At 41.9% G+C, this 21,290-nt stretch carries 18 protein-coding genes; 3 read left to right on the top strand and 15 right to left on the bottom strand.

All coding sequences use genetic code 11. From position 1 onward, the window contains the following. Positions 1-232: 232 nt before the first annotated feature. Positions 233-424 (top strand): YjzD family protein, encoded by a 192-nt coding sequence (locus ACZ9AO_RS08085; RefSeq protein ID WP_048686917.1) that lies wholly within the window; start codon positions 233-235, stop codon positions 422-424. Positions 425-506: 82 nt separating this feature from the next. Here ACZ9AO_RS08085 and clpB read toward each other — a convergent pair whose 3' ends face one another. The 5 genes from clpB to ACZ9AO_RS08060 form a co-directional block, all read right to left on the bottom strand. Then, the gene (gene clpB / locus ACZ9AO_RS08080; RefSeq protein ID WP_476108826.1) at positions 507-3,095 is read right to left on the bottom strand and encodes an ATP-dependent chaperone ClpB; all 2,589 of its coding nucleotides are present in this window, start codon (positions 3,093-3,095) and stop codon (positions 507-509) included. A 219-nt stretch (positions 3,096-3,314) separates the two neighbouring features. Continuing rightward, entirely contained in the window at positions 3,315-4,514 is a 1,200-nt protein-coding gene (locus tag ACZ9AO_RS08075; protein ID WP_034314536.1) for an FAD-dependent monooxygenase, read from the bottom strand. Positions 4,515-4,641: 127 nt separating this feature from the next. Further along, on the bottom strand, positions 4,642-5,754 hold the full coding sequence (locus ACZ9AO_RS08070; protein ID WP_251538662.1) for a cupin domain-containing protein: 1,113 nt from the start codon (positions 5,752-5,754) through the stop codon (positions 4,642-4,644). A 30-nt stretch (positions 5,755-5,784) separates the two neighbouring features. Continuing rightward, entirely contained in the window at positions 5,785-6,276 is a 492-nt protein-coding gene (locus ACZ9AO_RS08065; RefSeq protein ID WP_476108825.1) for a DinB family protein, read from the bottom strand. A 1-nt stretch (position 6,277) separates the two neighbouring features. Then, a complete protein-coding gene (locus ACZ9AO_RS08060; protein WP_476108824.1) occupies positions 6,278-7,225 on the bottom strand; it encodes a fumarylacetoacetate hydrolase family protein in 948 nt (315 codons plus the stop codon). A 383-nt stretch (positions 7,226-7,608) separates the two neighbouring features. On the opposite strand from ACZ9AO_RS08060, the gene ACZ9AO_RS08055 reads away from it, so the two are divergent. Further along, entirely contained in the window at positions 7,609-8,367 is a 759-nt protein-coding gene (locus ACZ9AO_RS08055) for an IclR family transcriptional regulator (RefSeq protein ID WP_251538658.1), read from the top strand. 53 nt (positions 8,368-8,420) lie between these two features. On the opposite strand, the gene ACZ9AO_RS08050 is transcribed toward ACZ9AO_RS08055, so the two are convergent. The 8 genes from ACZ9AO_RS08050 to argC form a co-directional block, all read right to left on the bottom strand. Beyond that, positions 8,421-8,600 carry a YjzC family protein gene (locus ACZ9AO_RS08050; protein ID WP_034314546.1) on the bottom strand — a complete coding sequence of 60 codons (180 nt, stop codon included), beginning with the start codon at positions 8,598-8,600 and terminating at the stop codon, positions 8,421-8,423. A 630-nt stretch (positions 8,601-9,230) separates the two neighbouring features. Beyond that, a complete protein-coding gene (gene argF, locus ACZ9AO_RS08045; protein ID WP_048686903.1) occupies positions 9,231-10,190 on the bottom strand; it encodes an ornithine carbamoyltransferase in 960 nt (319 codons plus the stop codon). Then, the gene (locus ACZ9AO_RS08040; RefSeq protein WP_476108823.1) at positions 10,187-13,306 is read right to left on the bottom strand and encodes a carbamoyl phosphate synthase large subunit; all 3,120 of its coding nucleotides are present in this window, start codon (positions 13,304-13,306) and stop codon (positions 10,187-10,189) included. The genes argF and ACZ9AO_RS08040 overlap by 4 nt, the downstream gene beginning before the upstream one ends. Further along, positions 13,299-14,381, bottom strand: a complete 1,083-nt coding sequence (locus tag ACZ9AO_RS08035) for a carbamoyl phosphate synthase small subunit (protein WP_048686899.1) — start codon at positions 14,379-14,381, stop codon at positions 13,299-13,301. The genes ACZ9AO_RS08040 and ACZ9AO_RS08035 overlap by 8 nt, the downstream gene beginning before the upstream one ends. Positions 14,382-14,462: 81 nt before the next feature. Then, on the bottom strand, positions 14,463-15,614 hold the full coding sequence (locus tag ACZ9AO_RS08030; RefSeq protein ID WP_048686897.1) for an acetylornithine transaminase: 1,152 nt from the start codon (positions 15,612-15,614) through the stop codon (positions 14,463-14,465). Further along, on the bottom strand, positions 15,611-16,384 hold the full coding sequence (gene argB, locus ACZ9AO_RS08025; RefSeq protein ID WP_476108822.1) for an acetylglutamate kinase: 774 nt from the start codon (positions 16,382-16,384) through the stop codon (positions 15,611-15,613). Before argB ends, ACZ9AO_RS08030 begins: the two co-directional genes overlap by 4 nt. Positions 16,385-16,396: 12 nt before the next feature. Continuing rightward, positions 16,397-17,629, bottom strand: coding sequence for a bifunctional ornithine acetyltransferase/N-acetylglutamate synthase (argJ, locus tag ACZ9AO_RS08020; protein ID WP_476108821.1), 1,233 nt, complete (start codon positions 17,627-17,629; stop codon positions 16,397-16,399). 16 nt (positions 17,630-17,645) lie between these two features. Beyond that, positions 17,646-18,683 carry an N-acetyl-gamma-glutamyl-phosphate reductase gene (gene argC / locus ACZ9AO_RS08015; RefSeq protein ID WP_476108820.1) on the bottom strand — a complete coding sequence of 346 codons (1,038 nt, stop codon included), beginning with the start codon at positions 18,681-18,683 and terminating at the stop codon, positions 17,646-17,648. A gap of 232 nt (positions 18,684-18,915) precedes the next feature. On the opposite strand from argC, the gene ACZ9AO_RS08010 reads away from it, so the two are divergent. Continuing rightward, on the top strand, positions 18,916-19,605 hold the full coding sequence (locus ACZ9AO_RS08010; protein ID WP_034314560.1) for a Crp/Fnr family transcriptional regulator: 690 nt from the start codon (positions 18,916-18,918) through the stop codon (positions 19,603-19,605). A gap of 240 nt (positions 19,606-19,845) precedes the next feature. Here the strand turns inward: ACZ9AO_RS08010 and moaA are convergent, their stop codons facing one another. Together moaA and ACZ9AO_RS08000 are read right to left on the bottom strand one after the other, a co-directional pair. Beyond that, complete coding sequence (gene moaA / locus ACZ9AO_RS08005; protein WP_251538647.1) at positions 19,846-20,859, bottom strand: GTP 3',8-cyclase MoaA; 1,014 nt, start codon at positions 20,857-20,859, stop codon at positions 19,846-19,848. 107 nt (positions 20,860-20,966) lie between these two features. Further along, positions 20,967-21,275: a metal-sulfur cluster assembly factor gene (locus ACZ9AO_RS08000; protein ID WP_034314562.1), complete on the bottom strand. Its 309-nt coding sequence runs from the start codon at positions 21,273-21,275 to the stop codon at positions 20,967-20,969. Positions 21,276-21,290: the final 15 nt, after the last annotated feature.

Here is a 21,290-nt window from a genome sequence, read left to right as displayed (position 1 = left end):
GGTCAGTGGAAACGCCTAACTTCTTATCTTAAATTAACCAAGCAGGGACGATTTTTGTTTTTATTCCCCCGATGATTTCCCTTTTGAAGTTTTGAACCAGCTTGTCTGCCAAAAAATTTCTCTTATGATTTAATGTATTGAATTATTTAAAGGTTATTATTAAAAACACGTTTTAACTGTATATTAATTATGGTAAGATAAAAATGAATGTAGTGGAATGAGGTGAAATTCGATGCGTTATGCTTGGACAATTTTTTGGACATTCTTATTAGTGCATATGACTGTATATGTTGTTTCTTCCATGATCGGAGTTTCATACGATGCTGCGCAGGGAACTATTCTAGGATTGGCTGCTGCTATCCTGATTTGTATCATCCCAGCTATCATGCCTGCCGGGCCAGCTAAAGACTCCCATCAACATTAAGAAGCAAAAGAGGACATCCTTTTTAGGATGTCCTTTTTGTTATACCGTACTTTGGATACGGATAAACTGCATATTAACGTTTTTATTTAAGGACCAATTCATCATGGTCATAATCAATCGTAATTCCTTCTTTAAGCTTAACAGTCCCAGCTATGATTTTACGAGCGATTTTCGTTTCGAGATGCTTTTGGATGAATCGCTTCAGCGGTCTAGCTCCATATACCGGATCATATCCCTGGTCCGCAATGAATTCCTTAGCCGCTTCTGTGACGTTGAGGACTATATTTTGTTCAGTTAACCTCACTTGTAATTGATGAACCATTTTATCTACGATTTCAACGATTTCATGTTTCGTCAGAGGTTTGAATAAAACAATGTCATCAACTCGATTCAAAAACTCCGGACGGAAATGCCCTCTTAATTCTTTAAAGACCTGATCTTTTATTTCTTCTTCAATGCCACCATCCACCCGGTTGGATTGCAATAAGAAATGGGAACCGATATTGGAAGTCATGATGATGACCGTATTTTTACAGTTGATTGTCCTGCCTTGGGAGTCTGTTATTCTTCCATCATCCAACATTTGCAATAAAATATTGAAGACTTCAGGATGCGCCTTTTCAATTTCGTCCAGTAATATGACTGAGTATGGGTTTCTCCTTACAGCCTCCGTAAGCTGGCCGCCTTCCTCAAATCCAACATAACCGGGAGGTGCACCAACAAGTCGGGACACGGAATGTTTCTCCATATATTCCGACATATCAATTCGAATCATATGTTCCTCACTATCGAATAATGTTTCTGCCAAAGCTTTTACCAATTCGGTTTTACCGACACCAGTCGGCCCAAGAAAAATGAATGAACCGATTGGTCTGTTTGGATCTTTTATTCCAGCCCTTGCTCTTAAAACAGCATCGGATACGAGTTCCACCGCTTCTCCTTGACCGATTACGCGTTCATGCAGGATATCTGATAGGCGAAGCAGCTTCTCCCTTTCACTTTCCACCAGCTTGCTTACCGGAATCCCTGTCCACCTTGCCACAATCGAGGCAATTTCCTCCTCCGTCACTTCCTGGCGAAGCAATCGTGATTCCTGTTTTTCCTTTTCCAATTCGTCTTCCATTGCTTCCAATTCTTTTTGAAGCTGCGGAATCCTTCCATGCCGAAGTTCAGCTGCCCGGTTAAGGTCATAGTCATTCTCTGCCTGTTCCAGTTCATGACGCAGTTTCTCAAGCTCTTCACGTTTGTCCTGCACCTTTTGAAGCGCTGATTTCTCCATTTGCCACTTGGATTTCATGCTATTCGCTTGATCCTGAAGTTCTGATAGTTCTTTTTGAAGCACTTCCAGCCTTGCTTTGCTTTGAGGGTCGTCTTCATTTTTCAGGGCCGCTTCTTCAATTTCTAGTTGCATGACTTTTCTCGTGATTTCATCCAACTCGGATGGCATGGAGTCGATTTCCATGCGGATCATCGCACATGCTTCATCCACAAGATCAATCGCTTTATCCGGTAAAAACCGCTCCGTTATATATCGGTTCGAAAGGACAGAGGCTGCAACGATCGCCCGATCATGTATCCTGACGCCATGATGAATTTCAAACCGTTCCTTTAATCCCCGCAAAATTGAAATCGTATCTTCAACATCCGGTTCAGGAACCAGAACCTGTTGGAAACGGCGTTCCAAAGCCGGATCCTTTTCAATATATTGCCGATATTCATCAAGGGTCGTTGCACCGATACAATGCAGCTCACCGCGCGCAAGCATCGGCTTTAACATATTTCCGGCATCAAGGGCGCCATCCGTTCTTCCTGCACCGACAATTGTATGCAATTCATCAATGAATAAGAGAATTTTCCCATCACTCTTCTTGATCTCATTCAACACCGCTTTTAGGCGTTCCTCAAATTCACCTCGGAATTTGGCCCCTGCGACAAGTGCACTCATATCGAGTGAAAAAACGGTCTTATCCTTTAAACCTTCCGGCACATCCTTCCTGACGATCCTTTGAGCCAACCCCTCGACAATCGCTGTTTTACCTACTCCAGGTTCTCCTATTAATACAGGATTATTTTTCGTTTTCCGTGAAAGGATCCGGATGACGTTACGGATTTCCGTATCTCGACCGATTACTGGATCGACCTTACCCGATTTAACCTCAGCAACGAGATCTCTGCCGTATTTTTTCAGTACTTCATAAGTGCTTTCAGGATTTTGACTAGTCACTCGCTGATTCCCCCTTATATCGCTTATAACCCGTTTTGCTTTATCATAATCAATTCCATATGATGAAAATAGCCTGTTTACATTCGTTCTATTGACTTGCAAAGACGCAAGCAGTATATGCTCGACAGATAAGTATTCATCCTCCCACATCTGCATTTCCTTTTCGGCAGCCGTCAGAACTTGCTGTAGGGAGGATGACATGTAAACCTGGGAAACACCCCCGCTCACTTCCGGTAATCCATCCAATTCCTTATTCAGCTCTATATCAAATAGATTCACCGATTTACCAGATTCCGATAAAATCCTGATTAATAAACTTTCATCCTGTTCCATTAAGGCCTTTAATAAATGAAGCTCCGTCAGCTCGGGATTCCCTCTTTCATTGGCTAGTTCCTGACCGCCAGTGAATGCCTGTTGGGTTCTCTCCGTCATTTTATTAATATCCATCTTGAAACCTCCCATTCATCTATATCATGAACGAATCCCCACTGGGTTTGACCAATTTTGACCTTTATATTTTCATTATACTTCTAATTCTCCCCATGTAAAGGAAAGTTATAAGAAATGCAGTAGTTTGGAAAATAAACGGAAAAAGCCTTTCTTCATATAGAAGAAAGGCAGACCCATTTAACATGGATAAATTCCTTTATGGATGAAAAAAATGGTTTATGCTTTCACGGCCGTTTTATTGTAACCATGAAATTCATCGACGAATTGGAAATCCCTATCCGTCCGACCTGCAAGGATCGTATCTCGGAGCAGAATGCCTGCATCGGTCGTATTGTGAATGATTTCCCCCCACATTCTAGCACTCGTTTGAACATTAGCCGTACGAGGAATGCGTTCCTCCTGATATTCCAAAAATGCCTGTTCAATGTCATTCCCATGCTTATGGAGCATATCAGACAAATAAGCTGCATCTTCTAAAGCCTGGCAAGCGCCTTGTGCCAAGTATTGAAGCATCGGATGTGCCGCATCGCCCATAAGCGTAATTCTTCCTTTTGTCCAATTATCAATTGGTAAACGGTCATACATCGGCCAGCGGCGTTGTCTTTGAATGAATGAAATCGCATTCTGAACAAGCTCACAAGTCCCGGCAAATACACGGTCCATTTCTTCCGGTGTTCCCCATTGATCTGTTTTTTCGTTTTCTTCCGTATATTGAGAACTTTTGAAAACCACTACTTGGTTATAAAGTTCTCCCCTTCTAACCGGATATTGAACAAGATGAAGGTCTGGCCCAATCCACATGTATACATCATCTAAATCCCCATGGCTCGTAACCTCCTCCATCGGGATCGCTCCCCTGTATGCAACATATTGAGAGCAGACCGGCTGATCTTCCACAAAAAGTTTCCGTGCCTTGGACCATAATCCATCGGCTCCAATGACAGCAGTTCCTGAATGTTGGGACCCGTTGGCAGAAGTAACCGTCACTTCACCTTCATACTCTACTGTCTCAATAATGGTTTGATTCGTGACCAGTTCGATATACGGGTTCTTTTCACAGGCTTCAGCCAATACTTTATGCAAATCGGAACGATGCAAAACAACATACGGAGCTCCATATCTTTCTTTATAAACATCACCTAAATCCAAAGCGGAAAGCTCTTTTCCGGAAAAGGCGTCCATCAGCACCAATCTTTTTGGAAATACTGCAATATCATTGATTTTATCCATGACACCCAAACGCTGCAATACGTTGGTGGCATTTGCTGCAAGCTGAATCCCTGCACCTATTTCCCCAAATTCGGGAGCTTGTTCTAGGACTTTTACATACTGTTTTGTTTCTGCGATTCCTAAAGCAGTTGCCAATCCGCCAATTCCCCCACCAATAACGATGAATGGTTTTTTTTCTGTGTTCATCATCAATTCCCCCTATATTAGTTGCTTCTAGCCAAAGTTGCGGACCACTACCACAGTAAGCGTTTTCATTCGAATGGCATTCATCTATTCACTAGTATCTTAGCTGAAGATTCCAAACCGATTATTTTCAAACCAAAACAGGATTGAATTCACTTTCAACCTTTTGGTACCCATTGTTTGTGTCTAATTCTTGTTGCTGTTCCAAATCGAATCTTTCCATTATTGGTAGGTCGTTTACCGAGAATAAGTAAGAATCCGCTTCTGCAACGTGCTCATGCCATGCCCAATTCGGAACGACGAAATAATCTCCCTTGGACCAGTCAAAACGCACGCCATTAATGACCGTATAGCCTGATCCTTGGTGCACTTGATAAATCGTGGAATGGGTATGGCGATGGGCTTTCGTATGGAAACCTTTAGGAAGTTTCTGCATCCATGCCCCCATCGTCGGATTGGCCGTTTGGCCATTTGATGGATTGATATATTCCACGGCAAAACCTTCATATGGATCCGGTTCGAAGTTCATCAATCCTTCTATCGCTGCTTTGGTGCCCTTCCACTTGTAGTTGGCAAGCGGTGCCACTTGTGAATAACGGTCGGATACTGGACGAACCATTCCGCCTTGATAACGGAGCTCTGAAAAATTATCTGGCCGCTTAGGCGTTTCAATCCGATCTGGATATGGTTCAAAGAAAGTGCCGCCTATGGAATAGATGGTTGGGATATCAAGGGCATCCATCCAAATCATTGGTTTTTCCCCAACATGTCCATGACCATGCCATAAGTTTTTGGGCGTGATCAAAAAATCGCCTTCTTCCATGAAGATCCTTTCTCCCTGCACGATGGAGTAGGCACCTTCACCATTCGTAATGAAACGAAGTGCACTTTGGGAATGACGGTGGGAAGGGGCCACTTCACCTGGCAACAATAGCTGGACCGCTGCATAAAGCGTTTGTGTTGTCGAAGCCCATCCCCAAGGCTGGCGATAAGTAAGGCCAGGGTTTTGAAAATAAATCGCCCTGCGCTCCCCGCCTCGGTCAGGTGTGAAGATTTCAGCCGCTTCCATCAATTTTTTTGTCAAAAGCTCTTCTTTCCATAAATAAGCATGCGCATGGGGTTTAGGTTCATGGTCCATCAGAGCGGGAATGGCTTCCCACAGCGGCCCAAGGTTATACTGCTGAATATCCTTTGTAAAATCTTTTACGATTGTACTATTCATGTATTCCGATTTTTCAGCCATATTAATCCCTACTTTCTTTTTTATCTTGCCTCACTGGATTTTAGAAAGATTTCGCTTAATTTGATCATAATGTCCTGAAACATGCTCATCGATGAAGTGATCGACTATATAAGAAACTGGTTTGTTTCCGAATTTAGCGAAATTCCGGTGTGGCGATTCTTTGGATAGTGTTTCTTCATCTAAATTCCCGAGACCGCTCTCCACTTTATATTTAAGCTCCTCCACTTGCTTCATGACATCATCCACAGCAAGTTTGTCAGTATCGGTAACCGCCGCCAATCGGGCTGGATCTTGCAATCCACGCCCCCAATCGGCTCCAGGCATCGCTAGTACAGTTTCCACTTCACCTAACCAATAAGGAATGGCTTCAGCTAAATGGGAAAGTATCTGCATGATTGACCATTCATCCTCAGCTGGTTTAAATCGGATCGTTTCTTCCGGTAGGTTTGCCGTTGTCTCAAGAATATGGTCGATGGATTGTTGCACTGATTGGATTGATGTCCCGATTTCCTGATAAGCCATTTTATTTTCCCTCCTCGACACGTCTCACACGGTTTTCAAGATAACCTATTTTGTCGATTTCGATTTTGACAACGTCACCATCTTTTAAGAACACTTGTGGATCACGGGCTACTCCTACCCCACCCGGTGTTCCTGTTAGTACGATGTCACCTGGTTCAAGAGTCATTAAGTTCGATAAGAATTCAACTAGATACTTCACATCGAATACGAAGTTGGATGTATTCGTTTTTTGGCGTTCTTCACCATTTACCGTTAATCGGACATTCAAGCCCGATGGATCGGACAGTTCATCGGAAGTGACTAACCAAGGCCCCATCGGAGCACTTCCTTCAACCGTTTTCCCTTGTAGCCACTCAAGTGTACGCCGTTGGATATCACGGTAAGTGACATCATTCGCAATTGTATAACCAGCTACATAATCAAGAGCATCTTCTTTTGAAACATTACGTGCCCTTTGTCCGACAACAAAAGCGAATTCGGCTTCATAATCCAGTTGTTCCGAGATTGGGAAAAACGGTATATCATCCTGGGGACCGATAACTGTATTGGCGAACTTTGCGAATACTACAGGGAATGGCGGCAGTTCACGGCCCATTTCAGCAATGTGTTCACGGTAATTATGGCCGACACAAATAATTTTGCTTGGCTTTTGGACAGGGGCCTCAAGCTTTATATTTTCAATTTCATGTACCAATTGATGTCTGAAGGAATCACGATTGTTAATAACGTAGTCCGCAGCCTTTTGCGCGATGGAAAGGCTTTCATTCCCTCCCTGTAAAAACTCCTCCATTGTCGCAGGGACATAAGCGTCGGCAATTTGTTCACTGCGAAGTTTCCCTTCGCTTTCAAGTAGCGCTTGATAGGCATAGTTCAAGTCAACTACTACATTTTCCGGGTAAATTGCACCGATGCGTTTAAATCCTTGACTGCTGAACGTTACTAATTTCATATTCATTCTCCTTTATTAATCTGGATTTTTTTAAAACCTCTTTTTGATGCCAACATCCTAATTCTGCTGGATTCGCTTCGCAAACCAGAATTTGAATGACTGTACACCTTATCTATTTCACTTATAGATAACATTGTTCACTATTTATATAAATGATAACTCAATTTTCGGAATATTGTCAAGAAAGTATTGCAAATTTTTGTGCAAATGTTATCATCTACACCATTATCAGTACTGCGGAATCAAAAAGTTCGTTATTCATTTAATAGGAACGTATATTGATAGCTTCAAGCATCCGGCGGTTTTTTCTGCTGAATTTCATGTTTATTTTACATATTCTGATATACTAGACCTAAATTAAAACAGATTAGGGAGATTGATTTATGGAAATCGTAAAATCCGGTTCGACGATTCAATCATTACAAATAGGGATGAGCATCATAGATTTACTTGCTTCCCAAAGAACTCCTTTAAGATTCTCTGATATTCAGGAATTAACGGAGATAACGAAAAGTAACCTCTATAAGTATTTGAATACTTTGACTCAACTGGAGTTACTATATCGCGATAAGACAACCGGTATGTATCACCTTGGGAGCAAATTGATTCAATACGGAATGGCAGCGATAGGAAATGAGGATGTAACGAGCAGAATAACTCCTTATTTACAGGAAATCAGTCACCATACTTCCTGCACGGTCCTTTTTTCCGTTTGGACATATGATGGACCAATCACTGCAAAAATATGGAATTCCAATCAAAACTTAAACATAGGGGCACAGTTAGGTACGCGACTTCCGCCATCATCCTCTTCCGGAAAGGTATTCACTGTATTTCAGGATCCTTCCTTGACGGCGGAATGGATTGAAAAAGATCGTAATGTTACGGGCTCGTTCCTTAAAGAAACAAATGAATATGATGAAATTCGGAAATACAAAATAGCTTTTGCCAAAGAGCCTCTTGTACCTTCCGTTTCCTCCATGTCCATTCCGGTTTTTAATTATAATTCTGAATTGTTGGGAGCAATCACTGCCGTTGGGTTCACCGAAAACATTCCTGATCATTATGAAGATCCTTTAAGCGTCTATTTAAGGAACAGCTGTTTGGAAATCTCGAATATATTCGGTTATTCCGCTGAATAGAAAAAAGCAGGAAGAAGGATGGCGACCATTCCTTTTTCCTGCTTTTAGATGTTTCATGGCTTCCGCTTATAGGTCCATATCCGATTATGATTGGATGTTTCAGGAAAAGAATCCCCTGCATCAAGCTTTACCATTTTCGGATTCACAACCGTGCTGCCCGTTTCACCGATTTCTACGTAGGTCCCATTATTCGGTGCCTTCTGTCCTGGCTTAAATTGACGATTTTGCCCCATAGATCTCACCCCTTTACATGCTTTCCCTGTTATTATTACCAGGTTCCTACCTTTCATGTCAGAAAAATTAGGTACATACAGGAAATTCGGCTGAATTAAAAAGCGTCTGTTCTCTGAGCAGACGTCTTTTTAGGTTTTTAAAAATTGACCGTCGATTGGAACGTAGGACACTCGCTTTCCTCCCTCGGCGCCATTGCGCCTGCGGGGTCTCCCTTGGACGCGCTTTTCCCGCAGGAATCTCGAACACCCACTCCAATCAACTTTGTTTTAACTTAAGGATAGATCCTTTTACCTGCAGTCCTTTTTGTTTTAAAAAATGGATTAAAACTTGAGGTGATAGGGATGCTTTTCTATACATGGTTATATTCTGCGAGATCAATTTGAAATGATTTACTTTAAATCAACTGGTACCATCGAACCTTTTGGTTCGTAAAATGAAGGCAACAATTGGTGTCTTTTTTCATTTAAACTTGATGGAAGATATGTTTTAGAGGTAGGACGCCCAAGTATTGATCCAGTTATTATTCTCTAACTGCTACAAATAAAATCAAAAAGGTTTCGGAATGAGACCATTCCGAAACCTTTTTTTCTACAAACTGAGTGACTGATCTCTGAGGTAAGCTTTTTTGGTTAAGACATTAAGTCCACTAGGACCGCCTTTTGGGCATGAAGGCGATTTCCGGCTTGGTGGAAAACGACGGAATTAGGACCATCGATGACTTCAGCCGTAACCTCTTCCTCCCGATGTGCAGGCAGGCAATGCATGAATAAATAATCTTCTTTAGCAAGTTTTACTAGCTCACCATTGATTTGATAATCTTTAAAAGCTTCTAAGCGGATACCATTCTCGATTTCCTGCCCCATGGAAGTCCAAACATCCGAATAGACGATATCCGCATCTTTTATGGCTTCCGAAGCTGAGGTTGTCACCAAAATTTCACTGCCAGTCTCTTCAGCCACTTTTTTAGCATAGGCGACGACCTTTTCATCAGGTTTGTAGGCGTCAGGACACCCAATGGAAAAATCCATTCCCATTTTTGCACAGCCTACCATCAATGAATTCGCAACATTATTACCATCACCGATATAACTCATCTTCAAGCCTTTTAACTGCCCTTTTATCTCGATGATCGTCAAGAAGTCTGCAAGTACCTGACAAGGATGTGCAAGATCCGTTAACCCATTGATGACTGGGATAGAAGCATTTTCTGACAATTCCAGGATTTTTTCATGCTCGAAGGTACGAATCATGATGCCATCAATGTATTCAGAAAGGACTTTTGCAGTATCGGAAATAGTTTCACCACGTCCAATTTGCAAGTCATTGCCACTTAGGAACAAAGCGTGCCCGCCAAGCTGCATCATGCCCACTTCAAAAGAGACACGGGTACGGGTAGACGATTTTTCAAAGATCATCCCCAGTGTTTTCCCTTTTAAAGGCGTATATTCTTCACCTGCTTGCAATTTGCCTTTAATGGTCTGCGCTAGCTTTAACAAATCTGCAATTGCCGTTGGTGTGGACTCTTTCATGGTCAAAAAATCTTTTCCATTTAAAATCTTCGCTTGTGTCGGTGCCGTCATTGAACTCATACGTGTGACACTCCTTTCGTATATGGTACAAGCCATTCCTGAAGCGAGGTAACCCCTGGATCAGCATTATCCACCGATTGTAGATAGGCCTTGAACGTCTCTTCTTCCGTAAAAGCAAGCAGTCGGTATTTCGCTGCAAGTAACCTTAGCTGCTTATCTTCCTCCGTTGTTCCATATGCCAAAACGACCGCAGCATTTCCTTCATTTAACCATTTATCAAAATCTGAATTCCCCAATGTCAAACCTGCTTCTTTGATTTGCACTAACAGGTCTTCACTTAATTGAACTGATTCTGATTGGTAAACGCCTGTGGTATGATTAGCTTTTTGAGCATGGAACACTTTTGTCAACGCTTCATTTACCGTTTCCCCGATGGCGATTCCTTCACCTGTTGATTTCATTTCCGGACCTACCTTCGAATCAAGTCCGCTTAGTGCAAAAGTAGAGAATACGGGATATTTGACAACTGCATATGGAATTTCATCCATTAAGCCCGTTTTTTCGAACGCATTCGACAATGAATATTTCCCAAGCAATATTTTTGTCGCTATTTGCACCAAAGCTACATCTGTCACTTTACTGATGATTGGAATTGTTCGACTTGCACGAGGATTCACTTCCAATACGTATACACTATTTCCCTCGATCACGAATTGGATGTTCATAAGACCTTTATAACCAAGTTCACTAACTAGTTTTTTAGCATAATGGGTCATTTTATCTTTAATATCATCCGTTAAGGAATGAGCTGGCAATAAGGCCATGCTATCTCCTGAATGGACGCCTGCTTTTTCTATATGTTCGGCAATGATGGGAATATAAACATCATTTCCATCAGCAATCAAATCGATTTCGGCTTCCTTCCCTGGAATATAGGAATCGATCAACACGGGATAGACTAGTGCCGTTCCATTAGCCATTCTATTCAACAAGCTTTCTTTGGAGCCGATGATTTCCATTCCCTGGCCGCCAATTACATAGGATGGGCGTAAGAGTACCGGAAAGCCGATGGCCTCTGCCCGGGAAATTAATTGTTCTTCTCCATTAGCCATTGAACCTGGTACATGGGGGATATCCAGTTTTTGAAGAAGCTGATAAAAACGATCACGATCTTCTAATTGATCAAGTGTATCGAAGGATGTCCCCAACAAATTGACACCGTATTCTTCCAGGCCTTTAGCAAGGTTTATTGCAGTCTGCCCGCCAAACTGGACGATTACATCTTTTATGTCTTCCGCTTCTATCACATTAAGAACATATTCAAGGGTCAACGGTTCGAAATAAAGGCGATCTGCTGTCGCAAAATCCGTGCTTACCGTTTCCGGATTATTATTGATCATGATCGTTTCAACATTTTCATCCTGGAGTGCATAAACACCGTGAACTGAACAATAATCAAATTCTATTCCCTGTCCGATGCGGATCGGGCCGCTGCCAATCATCAAGACTTTCTTTTTATCCGTTTTTTGCTGTTCGTTCTCACCAAAATATGTTGAATAGTGATAGTTTGTATGTGATTCGAACTCGGCTGCACATGTATCAACCGTTTTGTAAACCGCCGTAACACCCAGTGATTTCCTGTGTGCTCTCACTTCCATCTCATTTACTTTCCATACGGAAGCAAGATAGCGGTCTGAAAAGCCCCTTTCCTTGTATAACTGAAGTTCTTCCCTTGTTACCTGATCGATTGCCTTAGCTTCAATCTCCATTTCGCTTTGGATCAATGAAGCAAAGGATTTAAGGAAGAAATAATCTATGGCTGTCGCTTCATGGATTTCTTCAATCGTCACGCTTTTTCTAAGCATTTCAAAAATGACAAAGATTCGTTCATCTGATTTTTCGGCAAGCTTTCCCCAAAGTTCAGGAATGGTTTTATTTTTCAGTGATGATAGCTGCAGCCCAATCGTTTTCAATTCCAAAGAATCGACGGCCTTTTGGATTCCACCCTCAAAGCTGCGGTGTAAAGCCATGACTTCACCAGTTGCCTTCATCTGTGTTCCCAATTTGCGGTCGGCGGTCGTGAATTTATCGAATGGCCACCTCGGGAACTTCACCGCTACATAGTCAAGCGCAGGTTCGAAACTTGAATATGTGCTTTTCGTTACAGGATTGATGAGCTCCGATAAATCGTAGCCGACAGCGAGCTTTGCCGCTATGCGGGCAATGGGATAACCTGTTGCTTTTGAAGCTAATGCCGATGAACGACTGACGCGCGGGTTCACTTCTATTAAATAATATTGCTTGCTATTCGGATCAAGTGCAAATTGAATGTTACAGCCGCCTATAATCCCTAAAGCAGAGATGATTTTAATGGATGCGGCACGCAGCATCTGAAACTCATCGTCCGATAAAGTCTGTGATGGTGCCACGACGATTGAATCACCTGTATGGATCCCTACCGGATCGATATTTTCCATATTACAGATAGTGATGCACGTATTGTTGCCATCTCGCATAACCTCATATTCGACTTCCTTAAAACCAGCTATGCTTCTTTCAATCAAGCATTGTGTAATTGGGCTTTCTTGCAGTCCGCCCCGTACAAGTTCCTTAAAGGTCTCCAGTGAATCGGCAATACCACCGCCAGTTCCGCCGAGTGTATATGCGGGACGAACGATGATGGGGAAACCGATTTTGTCGGCAAAAGCCAGCGCTTCTTCAAGAGTATGGACAATCGTACTGTCGGGAACGGGTTCACCTATTTCAAACATCAACTCACGGAACAGCTCACGATCCTCCCCTTTTTTGATAGAATCGATCGGAGTTCCCAATAATTTGACCTTATATTTTTCAAGTATTCCAGCATCATCCAACTGATAAGCTAGGTTCAATCCTGTTTGACCGCCTAATGTAGCAAGCAGGCCATCCGGCTTTTCTTTGGAAATGATCTTTTCCAGTACATCAACCGTTAATGGTTCGAAATAAACAGCATCCGCATTCATATCATCAGTCATGATTGTTGCCGGATTGTTATTGACCAGTATGACTTTATATCCTTCTTCCTTTAAAGCGAGGCAGGCCTGTGTACCTGCATAATCGAATTCGGCGGCCTGCCCGATGACAATCGGCCCCGAACCAATCACTAAAATGGTCTGTATCGTGTCGTCCTTAGGCATAAGCTTTTTCTCTCCCGCTATAATCATTTATCATTTGTAAAAAGTCTTTGAATAGTAATGAACTCTCGATAGGTCCTGGATTTGCCTCTGGGTGGTACTGGGTAGTGAAGATTGGCAAGTCTTCATGCATGAGTCCCTCAACCGTGTTATCATTCACGTTTCTGAATCTCACTTGAAGCGATGTTCCTTGCAAGCTTGGTTCATCAACCTCGTAACTATGATTCTGCGAACTCATATACACCTTTTTCGTTTTCAAATCGACCACGGGCTGATTCGCACCGCGATGTCCAAACAGCATTTTTTTTGTATTTCCACCTAAGGCAAGGGCCGTTAATTGATGACCGAGGCAGATGCCCATCGTGGGAAAACTCGTAATGATCTTTTTTATGTTTCCTAAAAGGTATTCAAGCTGTTTTGGATCCCCAGGCCCATTTGAAAGCAAAATACCATCTGGCTTCAAGTCCTTGATTTGCTCGAATTCCGTATCGAATGGTACGACAGAGACTCGGCAGCCTTGAGCGACCAATGAATCCAGGATTGATTTTTTATAGCCGAAATCCATCATCACAACGTGCTTGTCACCTCCACCAAATCTCTCGACGACCTTTGTGGATACCTCAGCTACATGGGCTGATAAACCATTCAGGCTGGGTACGACAGTGTATTTTTCTTCAGCTGTGATGACTGCCTGCATGGAACCTTCCTGTCTTATATTTTTAACGACCGCTCTTGTGTCCACATGGCTTAAAAGAGGAATGTTCCACTTGTCTAAATATTCACCAATTGAATATTTAGCCTGATAATGGGAATGGCTCATATTTCCTTCATATACAATCACACCGGCAACATGCGGCTTTTTACTTTCAAAATCATGTTCATTGATTCCGTAATTTCCGATTAGTGGGTATGTGAAGATGACAATCTGGTCCTTATATGAAGGATCTGTCAACACTTCTTGATATCCGGTCATTCCTGTAAAAAAGACAATCTCTCCAGTGATTGTTTTTTCAGTCGATTTAGTCAGCAGTTCCCCTTCAAAGACGGAACCATTCTCTAAATATAGATAGCTTTTCATGATCTTCACCTCTTTAGATGATGTATATTTATATATACAATAGCATAATTATTCATTTTATTCTATAAAAATTCAATAAATTTAGACAGTTTGTTTTATTGCCAATACTTTTTTAATTTTATTTATTGCCGTATCGATCTCCGATTCGGAAACAGTCAGGGATGGAAGTAAACGAAGTACTTTAGGACCTGCACTCAATACAAGTAAGCCCTCTTCTTGCAATTCCATTAAAAACACCTGAACATCTTGTTTACATTCAATTCCGACCATCATTCCCAGACCGCGAATCTCTTTCACTTCTTCGATGCCATTCAATGCTTTTGCCAATTCGCTCTCAAGGTATTCCGCCTTTTTAACGGTTTCTTTTAAAAACCCTGATTGAAAAATTTCCTTTAATACAGCTTCGGCTGCTGAGACACTAACTGGATTCCCTCCAAAAGTGGATCCATGACTTCCAGGGTCAAAGAATACAGACAACTCTTCCTTCCCAATCATCGCCCCGATTGGCAGGCCATTTCCCAACCCCTTTGCCGAAGTGATGATGTCCGGCAGGATATTGAAATGCTGGAATGCAAATGGCTTTCCTGTACGTCCTATCCCAGTCTGAATTTCATCTATGATAAGGAGAGCTCCGTGTTCTTGGCATTTAGTTTGAATCGCGTCCAGATATGATTGCTGTACAACATGGATGCCGCCTTCACCTTGCACGATTTCAATCATTACAGCTGCCGTATTTTCATCGATGGCTGCTTTCATGGCATCATGATCATTAAATGGAACATATTCGAATGAAGCTAGCATCGGTCCGAAACCAGTCTTGATTTTTTCCTGTCCCGTTGCCGCCATCGTTGCAAAAGTACGGCCGTGGAAAGACTGCTGACAAGTGACAATTTTGCTTTTCCCGGTAGCTTTACGTGCTAGTTTGATGGCTGCCTCATTCGCCTCGGCACCGCTGTTGGCAAAGAACACCTGACTTAAACCAGAGGCATCAGCCAGCATTTTTGCTGTCCGTTCCTGTATGGAACTTTGAAACATGTTCGATACATGCCAATATTTATTAAGTTGTTCCGTCACGGCCATTTTTACCTTCTCATGACAATGTCCAAGATTCAAAACTCCGATTCCGGATGTGAAATCCAGATACTCTTTACCTGTTTCACTCGTAATCTTCAATCCTGACGCTTTTCTTGGCTCAATGTCCCACCTAGCGTATGTAGGAAATAAAGAACTCATTGAAATACCCCTTCTTCCTGAAGAAATTTTGTACCGATGAATTGTCCGCCTTGATAAAAATGATCTTTCCCACTAACGATCATCACTTCTTCAATCCCTTTATTCAGCACCGACAAGGCTGTATTGACTTTCGGGATCATTCCGCCATGTATAATTCCATCCATGATCAAATTCTTCGTTTCCGTTTCATTCAATTTCTCAATGATCTGCCCATTCTTCAAGACCCCCTGAACATCGGTCACAAATAAACACATATCAGCCGATAGTGCCTTAGCTACAGACCCGGCAGCCATATCGGCATTCACATTTAATTTATTGCCTTCTTCAGTAGATGAAATGGGCGTCAATACCGGACAATAGCCTTTTTCGAATAAAAGCCCGAATAATTCCGTATTGACTTGTTGTATTTCACCAACAGCCCCAAGTTTCTGTTCATCGATATAATCACCTGTGAGAATTCCGCCGTCCGAGCCATTTAAACCGACTGCCTTGATGCCATGGGCTTCCAATTTATGAACGAGGCTGCGGTTCGATTTGCCTGCCAGCATAAGTTCCACAATTTCCAGCACTTCTGTGGTCGTTTTTCTTAACCCATCTTCAAATACTGGTTCAATTTCAAATTTTTCAAGCATTGAATTTATATCAGGGCCGCCCCCATGCACAAAGACAATATGGTATCCGCGGTTTTGTAACTCTTTAATACTATTGAAAAACGACTCCGATAACTCATTAATGATGCTGCCGCCGCACTTTATGACTAATATGTTCATACTTTTCACCTCTTACGAACGATAGCTTCCGTTTATTTTCACATAATCATAGGTTAAATCGCAGCCCCATGCCGTGCCTGATTCATTACCATCTTTCAAATAAACATGAATGATGATACTTTCATTTTCCAAGTATGCTTTTGCTTCTTCCTCAGAAAACATAATCGGCTCACCGTCTTTAAGTACGACGATATCACCAAAAACGATCGTTGTTTGATCCGGATTGAATCCCACTCCGCTTCTTCCCATTGCAGCTATGATTCGTCCCCAGTTTGCATCCGCTCCAAAAGCTGCCGTTTTCACAAGATTTGAACCGACGATCGTCTTCGCCATCATCTGTGAATCTTGTTTCGTATGCATGCCATGAACATTCACTTCTATCAGTTTAGTCGCACCTTCTCCATCTTTCGCAATTTGTTTGGCGAGGTTTTCGGAAGTTTGTTTTAATAATTCCAGGAAAATGGACCATTCTGGATGGTCAGGTGTCAAAGGTTCATTGTTCGCTTCTCCATTCGCGAGCACCAACACCATGTCGTTCGTTGAACAGTCGCCATCAACCGTGATTTGATTGAATGTATCATTGGTAATCGAGGATAATGCTTGCTGTAAATCATGCGGTTCAATGGCGGCATCCGTCGTAATGAAACCTAGCATTGTGGCCATGTTTGGATGAATCATTCCCGAACCTTTTGCAGCACCGCCCATTTTCACGGTTTTACCGTCGATGATTGTTTCATAACCACAACTCTTCGTTACAATATCCGTTGTTAAAATGGCGGTACCGAAAGCTTCAGCAGCTTCAGGTGTATTTTCTGGCTGTAATGCCTCTATGCCGTTTCTTACTTTTTCCATTTCCATGAATTCCCCTATGACTCCCGTTGAAGCCACTGCAAATGAATGGTCCTCCAAACCGAACTTTTGAGCCGCAAGCTTCCTCATTTCATTTGCATCTTTTAAACCTTGTTCACCTGTACAAGCATTCGCACAAGCACTATTCACTACTATGCCGTGAAGTTTTCCAGTAACGGCAATACTGTCTTTCGTTACATTGATTGGAGCGGCTTGAACGACATTTTGTGTATAAACGGCCGCGGCTGAGGCTGGGACATCGGTAAAAATAATGCCAACGTCCTTTTTAGAATAGCGTAATCCTGCATGGACACCCGACGCTTTAAACCCTTGGGGCATTAAAATGTTTCCTTCTTGAATTTGTTTGATTTCTTCAACTGACTGTAGTGTATTCATTGGTTCCCTCCATAGTTTAAGGATATAGCGGACTGTTCCATAGTCCAGCCGTTTCTTCTAGTCCCATTAATATATTTGCATTTTGAATGGCCTGCCCTGCGGCACCCTTCACTAAATTATCAATAACCGAAACCACCGTTACCTTACCTGTTCTTTCATCATAATCGACGCCAATGTCGCAAAAGTTCGATCCGTATACCTGTTTCGTGGATGGATAGTGATCAAGGGGCTGTACCCGGACAAATGGGTGGTTCTCGTAAACCGTTTCGTACAAATCCTTTAATTCAACATTTGAGGTTTCCCGATTTACCTTTATATACATCGTTGCCATAATCCCTCTTGTCATTGGAACAAGATGGGTATTGAAGGTAATGGGCTGTAAACCTGATGACCATCGCCCAAGCTGTTGCTCGATTTCCGGTATGTGCTGATGTTGATTCACCTTATATATCTTAAAGTTCTCATTCATTTCACTAAAATGGGTGACTGCAGAAGGAGATTTCCCCGCCCCTGAAACCCCGGATTTTGCATCGATGATCACATCGGCATCCGCTCCGGCCAATCCTTCAGTGAATAAAGGGGCAAGACCTAATAGTGATGCGGTTGGGTAGCACCCAGGATTTGCAATGATCGTCGCTTTTTTTATAGCTTCGGCATTCCATTCAGCCAATCCGTAAACGGCTTCTTCAATAATATGCTGAGGCGCTGCCGGCTTTTTATACCAGTTTTCGTATTCACCAGGAGTTTGAAGTCTAAGGTCTCCTGATAGGTCGATCACTTTAATGTCGAGGTCAGAAAATTCCGAAATCAACTGCGATGAAACACCCGAAGGAGTTGCAAGGAATACAATATCGGATTTTTTTGCAATCGCTTCCGGATCGATTTCTTCTAATGTAGCTTTCATATGCATTAAATGTGCATTTTCTTCATATAAACTTCGACCAAATTGGGATGAAGTATGCAATGATTTTATTTTAAATTTCGGATGATTATTCAAAAACCTTATTAGTTCCACTCCTCCATAACCCGTTGCACCTACTATTGATACGTTCATAAAACCATCTCCTATAATTTCAGGTCCCTGTCAATCTTTGATTCTATTATTATAAGACTGAATAAAAATAAAATCAAATGTATTTTTATAAAATTATAAACATAAATTTTAAATGAAATATTATCCAACAAAATTCCTAGAATTATCCAAAGCTGTTGACTACTAGGGTTTTTTCCGTTTAAATCAAAGGTAGTAATTGAGTAATGACGGTTTCTGAAAGGTGGTCATATGCATGAATGAATTATCGTTATCCAATCGGATGCAAGCAATTTTAGATAATAAACAACAAATTAAACATATGGAAAAAGGGCGCTACCTTTTTCATGAGAGCACCCCAGCAAGTGATTTGTATTACATTATAAATGGGAAAGTAGAAGTGAGTAAGGTTGTTCCCGACGGTCGGGAATTAACTATACGCATTAGTTCGGAGAATGATTTGGTTGGGGAGACAGTCTTATTTTCTCAAAATCCTAAATATATGATGAATGCAAAAATGATGGAAGATGGTACTGTCGCGGTTATTTCCAAAGAAGCATTAGAAGAAAAAATCGCCTCCGATAGCCATCTCGCAGTCGAGATGATGACATGGTTATCCGCTCAAAACCGTAAAAATCAGGCTAAATTCCGCGATATGCTCCTGCACGGTAAGAAAGGTGCATTTTACTCCACCCTCATCCGTTTATCAAATAGCTATGGCACTGAAGCGGAAGACGGCAAAGTTATCAATCTTCCCTTTACAAACCAAGAACTCGCCAATTTTTGCGGCACATCCCGCGAAGTAGTCAATCGAATGCTCGCTCAATTAAGGAAAAACAATGTCATCTCCATTAAAAAGGGCCGCATTACGATTCTTGACTTTGACTATTTGAAACAGGAAATCGACTGTGAAAACTGTCCAATAGAAATCTGTACAATCGATTGAATCCTTTCCCATAAAAAGCAGCAATACATAAAGCCTTAATGATCTTAATAATGAATGGAATTTATTTCAGACTAATCCATCCCTAGGACCATTGAATTATTTTCATTAGCTTGTATCCTAAATAAAAATGCATAAAAAAAGTATAAACATGGATTTCGCCGTTGACCGGCATCATGTCCTGACAACTATACAAAAAAGGGATGGCATAGCTGCCATCCCTTAATTTTTCATTCGGACGGATTATCCGCCAATGAATGACATTTCGATTTTTTCCTGTTTCTTCACCGTTCCCGCTGCCCGCTCATCCGAATAGCGGTCGTCCCTACGGTTCCAAAGTGAAATGATGAACCCTGTCAATTCTTCATCGGTCATGTCGGAACGGAGCAATGACTTCAAGTCATGTCCCTTTCCATTAAACAGGCATGTATATAAACTTCCATTAGCAGAAAGACGTGCACGTGTACAACTTGAACAAAAAGACTCGGAAACCGAGGTAATGAAGCCTACTTCTGCAGTAGTGCCCTTATAGCGGAAGCGTTTTGCGACCTCTCCAAAATAATCTTCTTCAACTGGTTCGAGGTCGAATTCGGTTTGGAGCATTGCAAGCAGTTCTTTTTTCGTAATGACATTCTTTAACTGCCAGCCATTTGTATGTCCGACATCCATGAATTCTATATAGCGTAATTGAAGGCCCTCATCTTTACAAAATCGGGCCATCGGCAGGATTTGAGATTCATTGGTTTCTTTTTTGACTACCATATTCACTTTAACGCCAAGCCCTGCTTCTTTAGCAGCAGCGATGCCTTCAATAACGGGCTTTATGCCGATATCCCTGCCGTTCATCTTCTTGAAAAGATGGTCATCGAGGCTGTCCAAGCTGATATTCACCCTCTGCAAACCAGCTTCCTTCAAATTTACGGCATGTTTTTTCAAGAAGACCCCATTCGTGGTCAGTCCAATATCTTCAATACCTTCAATTTTAACGAGATTTGAAATCAGAGTGGTAAGATCTCTTCGGAGTAATGGTTCCCCGCCAGTCAACCTTAGTTTTTTTACCCCTAAGCCTGCGAAGATTTTAGAAAGCCTTACAATTTCCTCATAAGATAATAGCTCACTTTTAGGCAGGAACTGAAAATTCTCGTGAAAAATTTCAGCAGGCATGCAATACTGGCAGCGAAAGTTACAGCGATCTATGACTGAAATCCTTAAATCCCTTAGTGGCCTGTCCAATGAATCTTTAATTTGACTGTTCAATTAACCACTCCTAGCCGAAAGTATTAGAAAAAAACCAGACCATAAAAAGTGGCTCCTTGAATGGGTTCACTTTTTTTGACTGGCCCTTCATTTCTATTACAGAGTTATTATTTGATACCTAATGCAATTTTAGCATATCTGGACATTTTGTCTTTCGTCCATGGCGGACTCCAGACTATCTTCACGTCCGTTTCCTTGACCTCGGGGATATCTTCCAGAACCAATTTAACTTGATCGACAATCGTCCCAGCCATCGGACAGCCCATTGCTGTCAATGTCATCGTAACGGTGGTCAGACCTTCCTCATCCATATCCACATCATATACCAAGCCTAAATTAACGATATCTATACCAAGCTCAGGGTCAATGACCTGCTCCAAAGCTCCAAGAATAATGTCTTTTGTATCTTGATCCACTTCAATCACTCCTTT

The organism is Peribacillus sp. TE19612 (genome assembly GCF_056279465.1).
This window is presented reverse-complemented; position numbering and strand designations above follow the sequence as displayed.

Bases quoted from the DNA above. Each gene is read 5' to 3' on its own strand.
- ACZ9AO_RS08085 (WP_048686917.1), top strand. From the start codon at position 233: ATGCGTTATGCTTGGACAATTTTTTGGACATTCTTATTAGTGCATATG.
- clpB (WP_476108826.1), bottom strand. From the start codon at position 3,095: ATGGATATTAATAAAATGACGGAGAGAACCCAACAGGCATTCACTGGC.
- ACZ9AO_RS08075 (WP_034314536.1), bottom strand. From the start codon at position 4,514: ATGAACACAGAAAAAAAACCATTCATCGTTATTGGTGGGGGAATTGGC.
- ACZ9AO_RS08070 (WP_251538662.1), bottom strand. From the start codon at position 5,754: ATGGCTGAAAAATCGGAATACATGAATAGTACAATCGTAAAAGATTTT.
- ACZ9AO_RS08065 (WP_476108825.1), bottom strand. From the start codon at position 6,276: ATGGCTTATCAGGAAATCGGGACATCAATCCAATCAGTGCAACAATCC.
- ACZ9AO_RS08060 (WP_476108824.1), bottom strand. From the start codon at position 7,225: ATGAAATTAGTAACGTTCAGCAGTCAAGGATTTAAACGCATCGGTGCA.
- ACZ9AO_RS08055 (WP_251538658.1), top strand. From the start codon at position 7,609: ATGGAAATCGTAAAATCCGGTTCGACGATTCAATCATTACAAATAGGG.
- ACZ9AO_RS08050 (WP_034314546.1), bottom strand. From the start codon at position 8,600: ATGGGGCAAAATCGTCAATTTAAGCCAGGACAGAAGGCACCGAATAAT.
- argF (WP_048686903.1), bottom strand. From the start codon at position 10,190: ATGAGTTCAATGACGGCACCGACACAAGCGAAGATTTTAAATGGAAAA.
- ACZ9AO_RS08040 (WP_476108823.1), bottom strand. From the start codon at position 13,306: ATGCCTAAGGACGACACGATACAGACCATTTTAGTGATTGGTTCGGGG.
- ACZ9AO_RS08035 (WP_048686899.1), bottom strand. From the start codon at position 14,381: ATGAAAAGCTATCTATATTTAGAGAATGGTTCCGTCTTTGAAGGGGAA.
- ACZ9AO_RS08030 (WP_048686897.1), bottom strand. From the start codon at position 15,614: ATGAGTTCTTTATTTCCTACATACGCTAGGTGGGACATTGAGCCAAGA.
- argB (WP_476108822.1), bottom strand. From the start codon at position 16,384: ATGAACATATTAGTCATAAAGTGCGGCGGCAGCATCATTAATGAGTTA.
- argJ (WP_476108821.1), bottom strand. From the start codon at position 17,629: ATGAATACACTACAGTCAGTTGAAGAAATCAAACAAATTCAAGAAGGA.
- argC (WP_476108820.1), bottom strand. From the start codon at position 18,683: ATGAACGTATCAATAGTAGGTGCAACGGGTTATGGAGGAGTGGAACTA.
- ACZ9AO_RS08010 (WP_034314560.1), top strand. From the start codon at position 18,916: ATGAATGAATTATCGTTATCCAATCGGATGCAAGCAATTTTAGATAAT.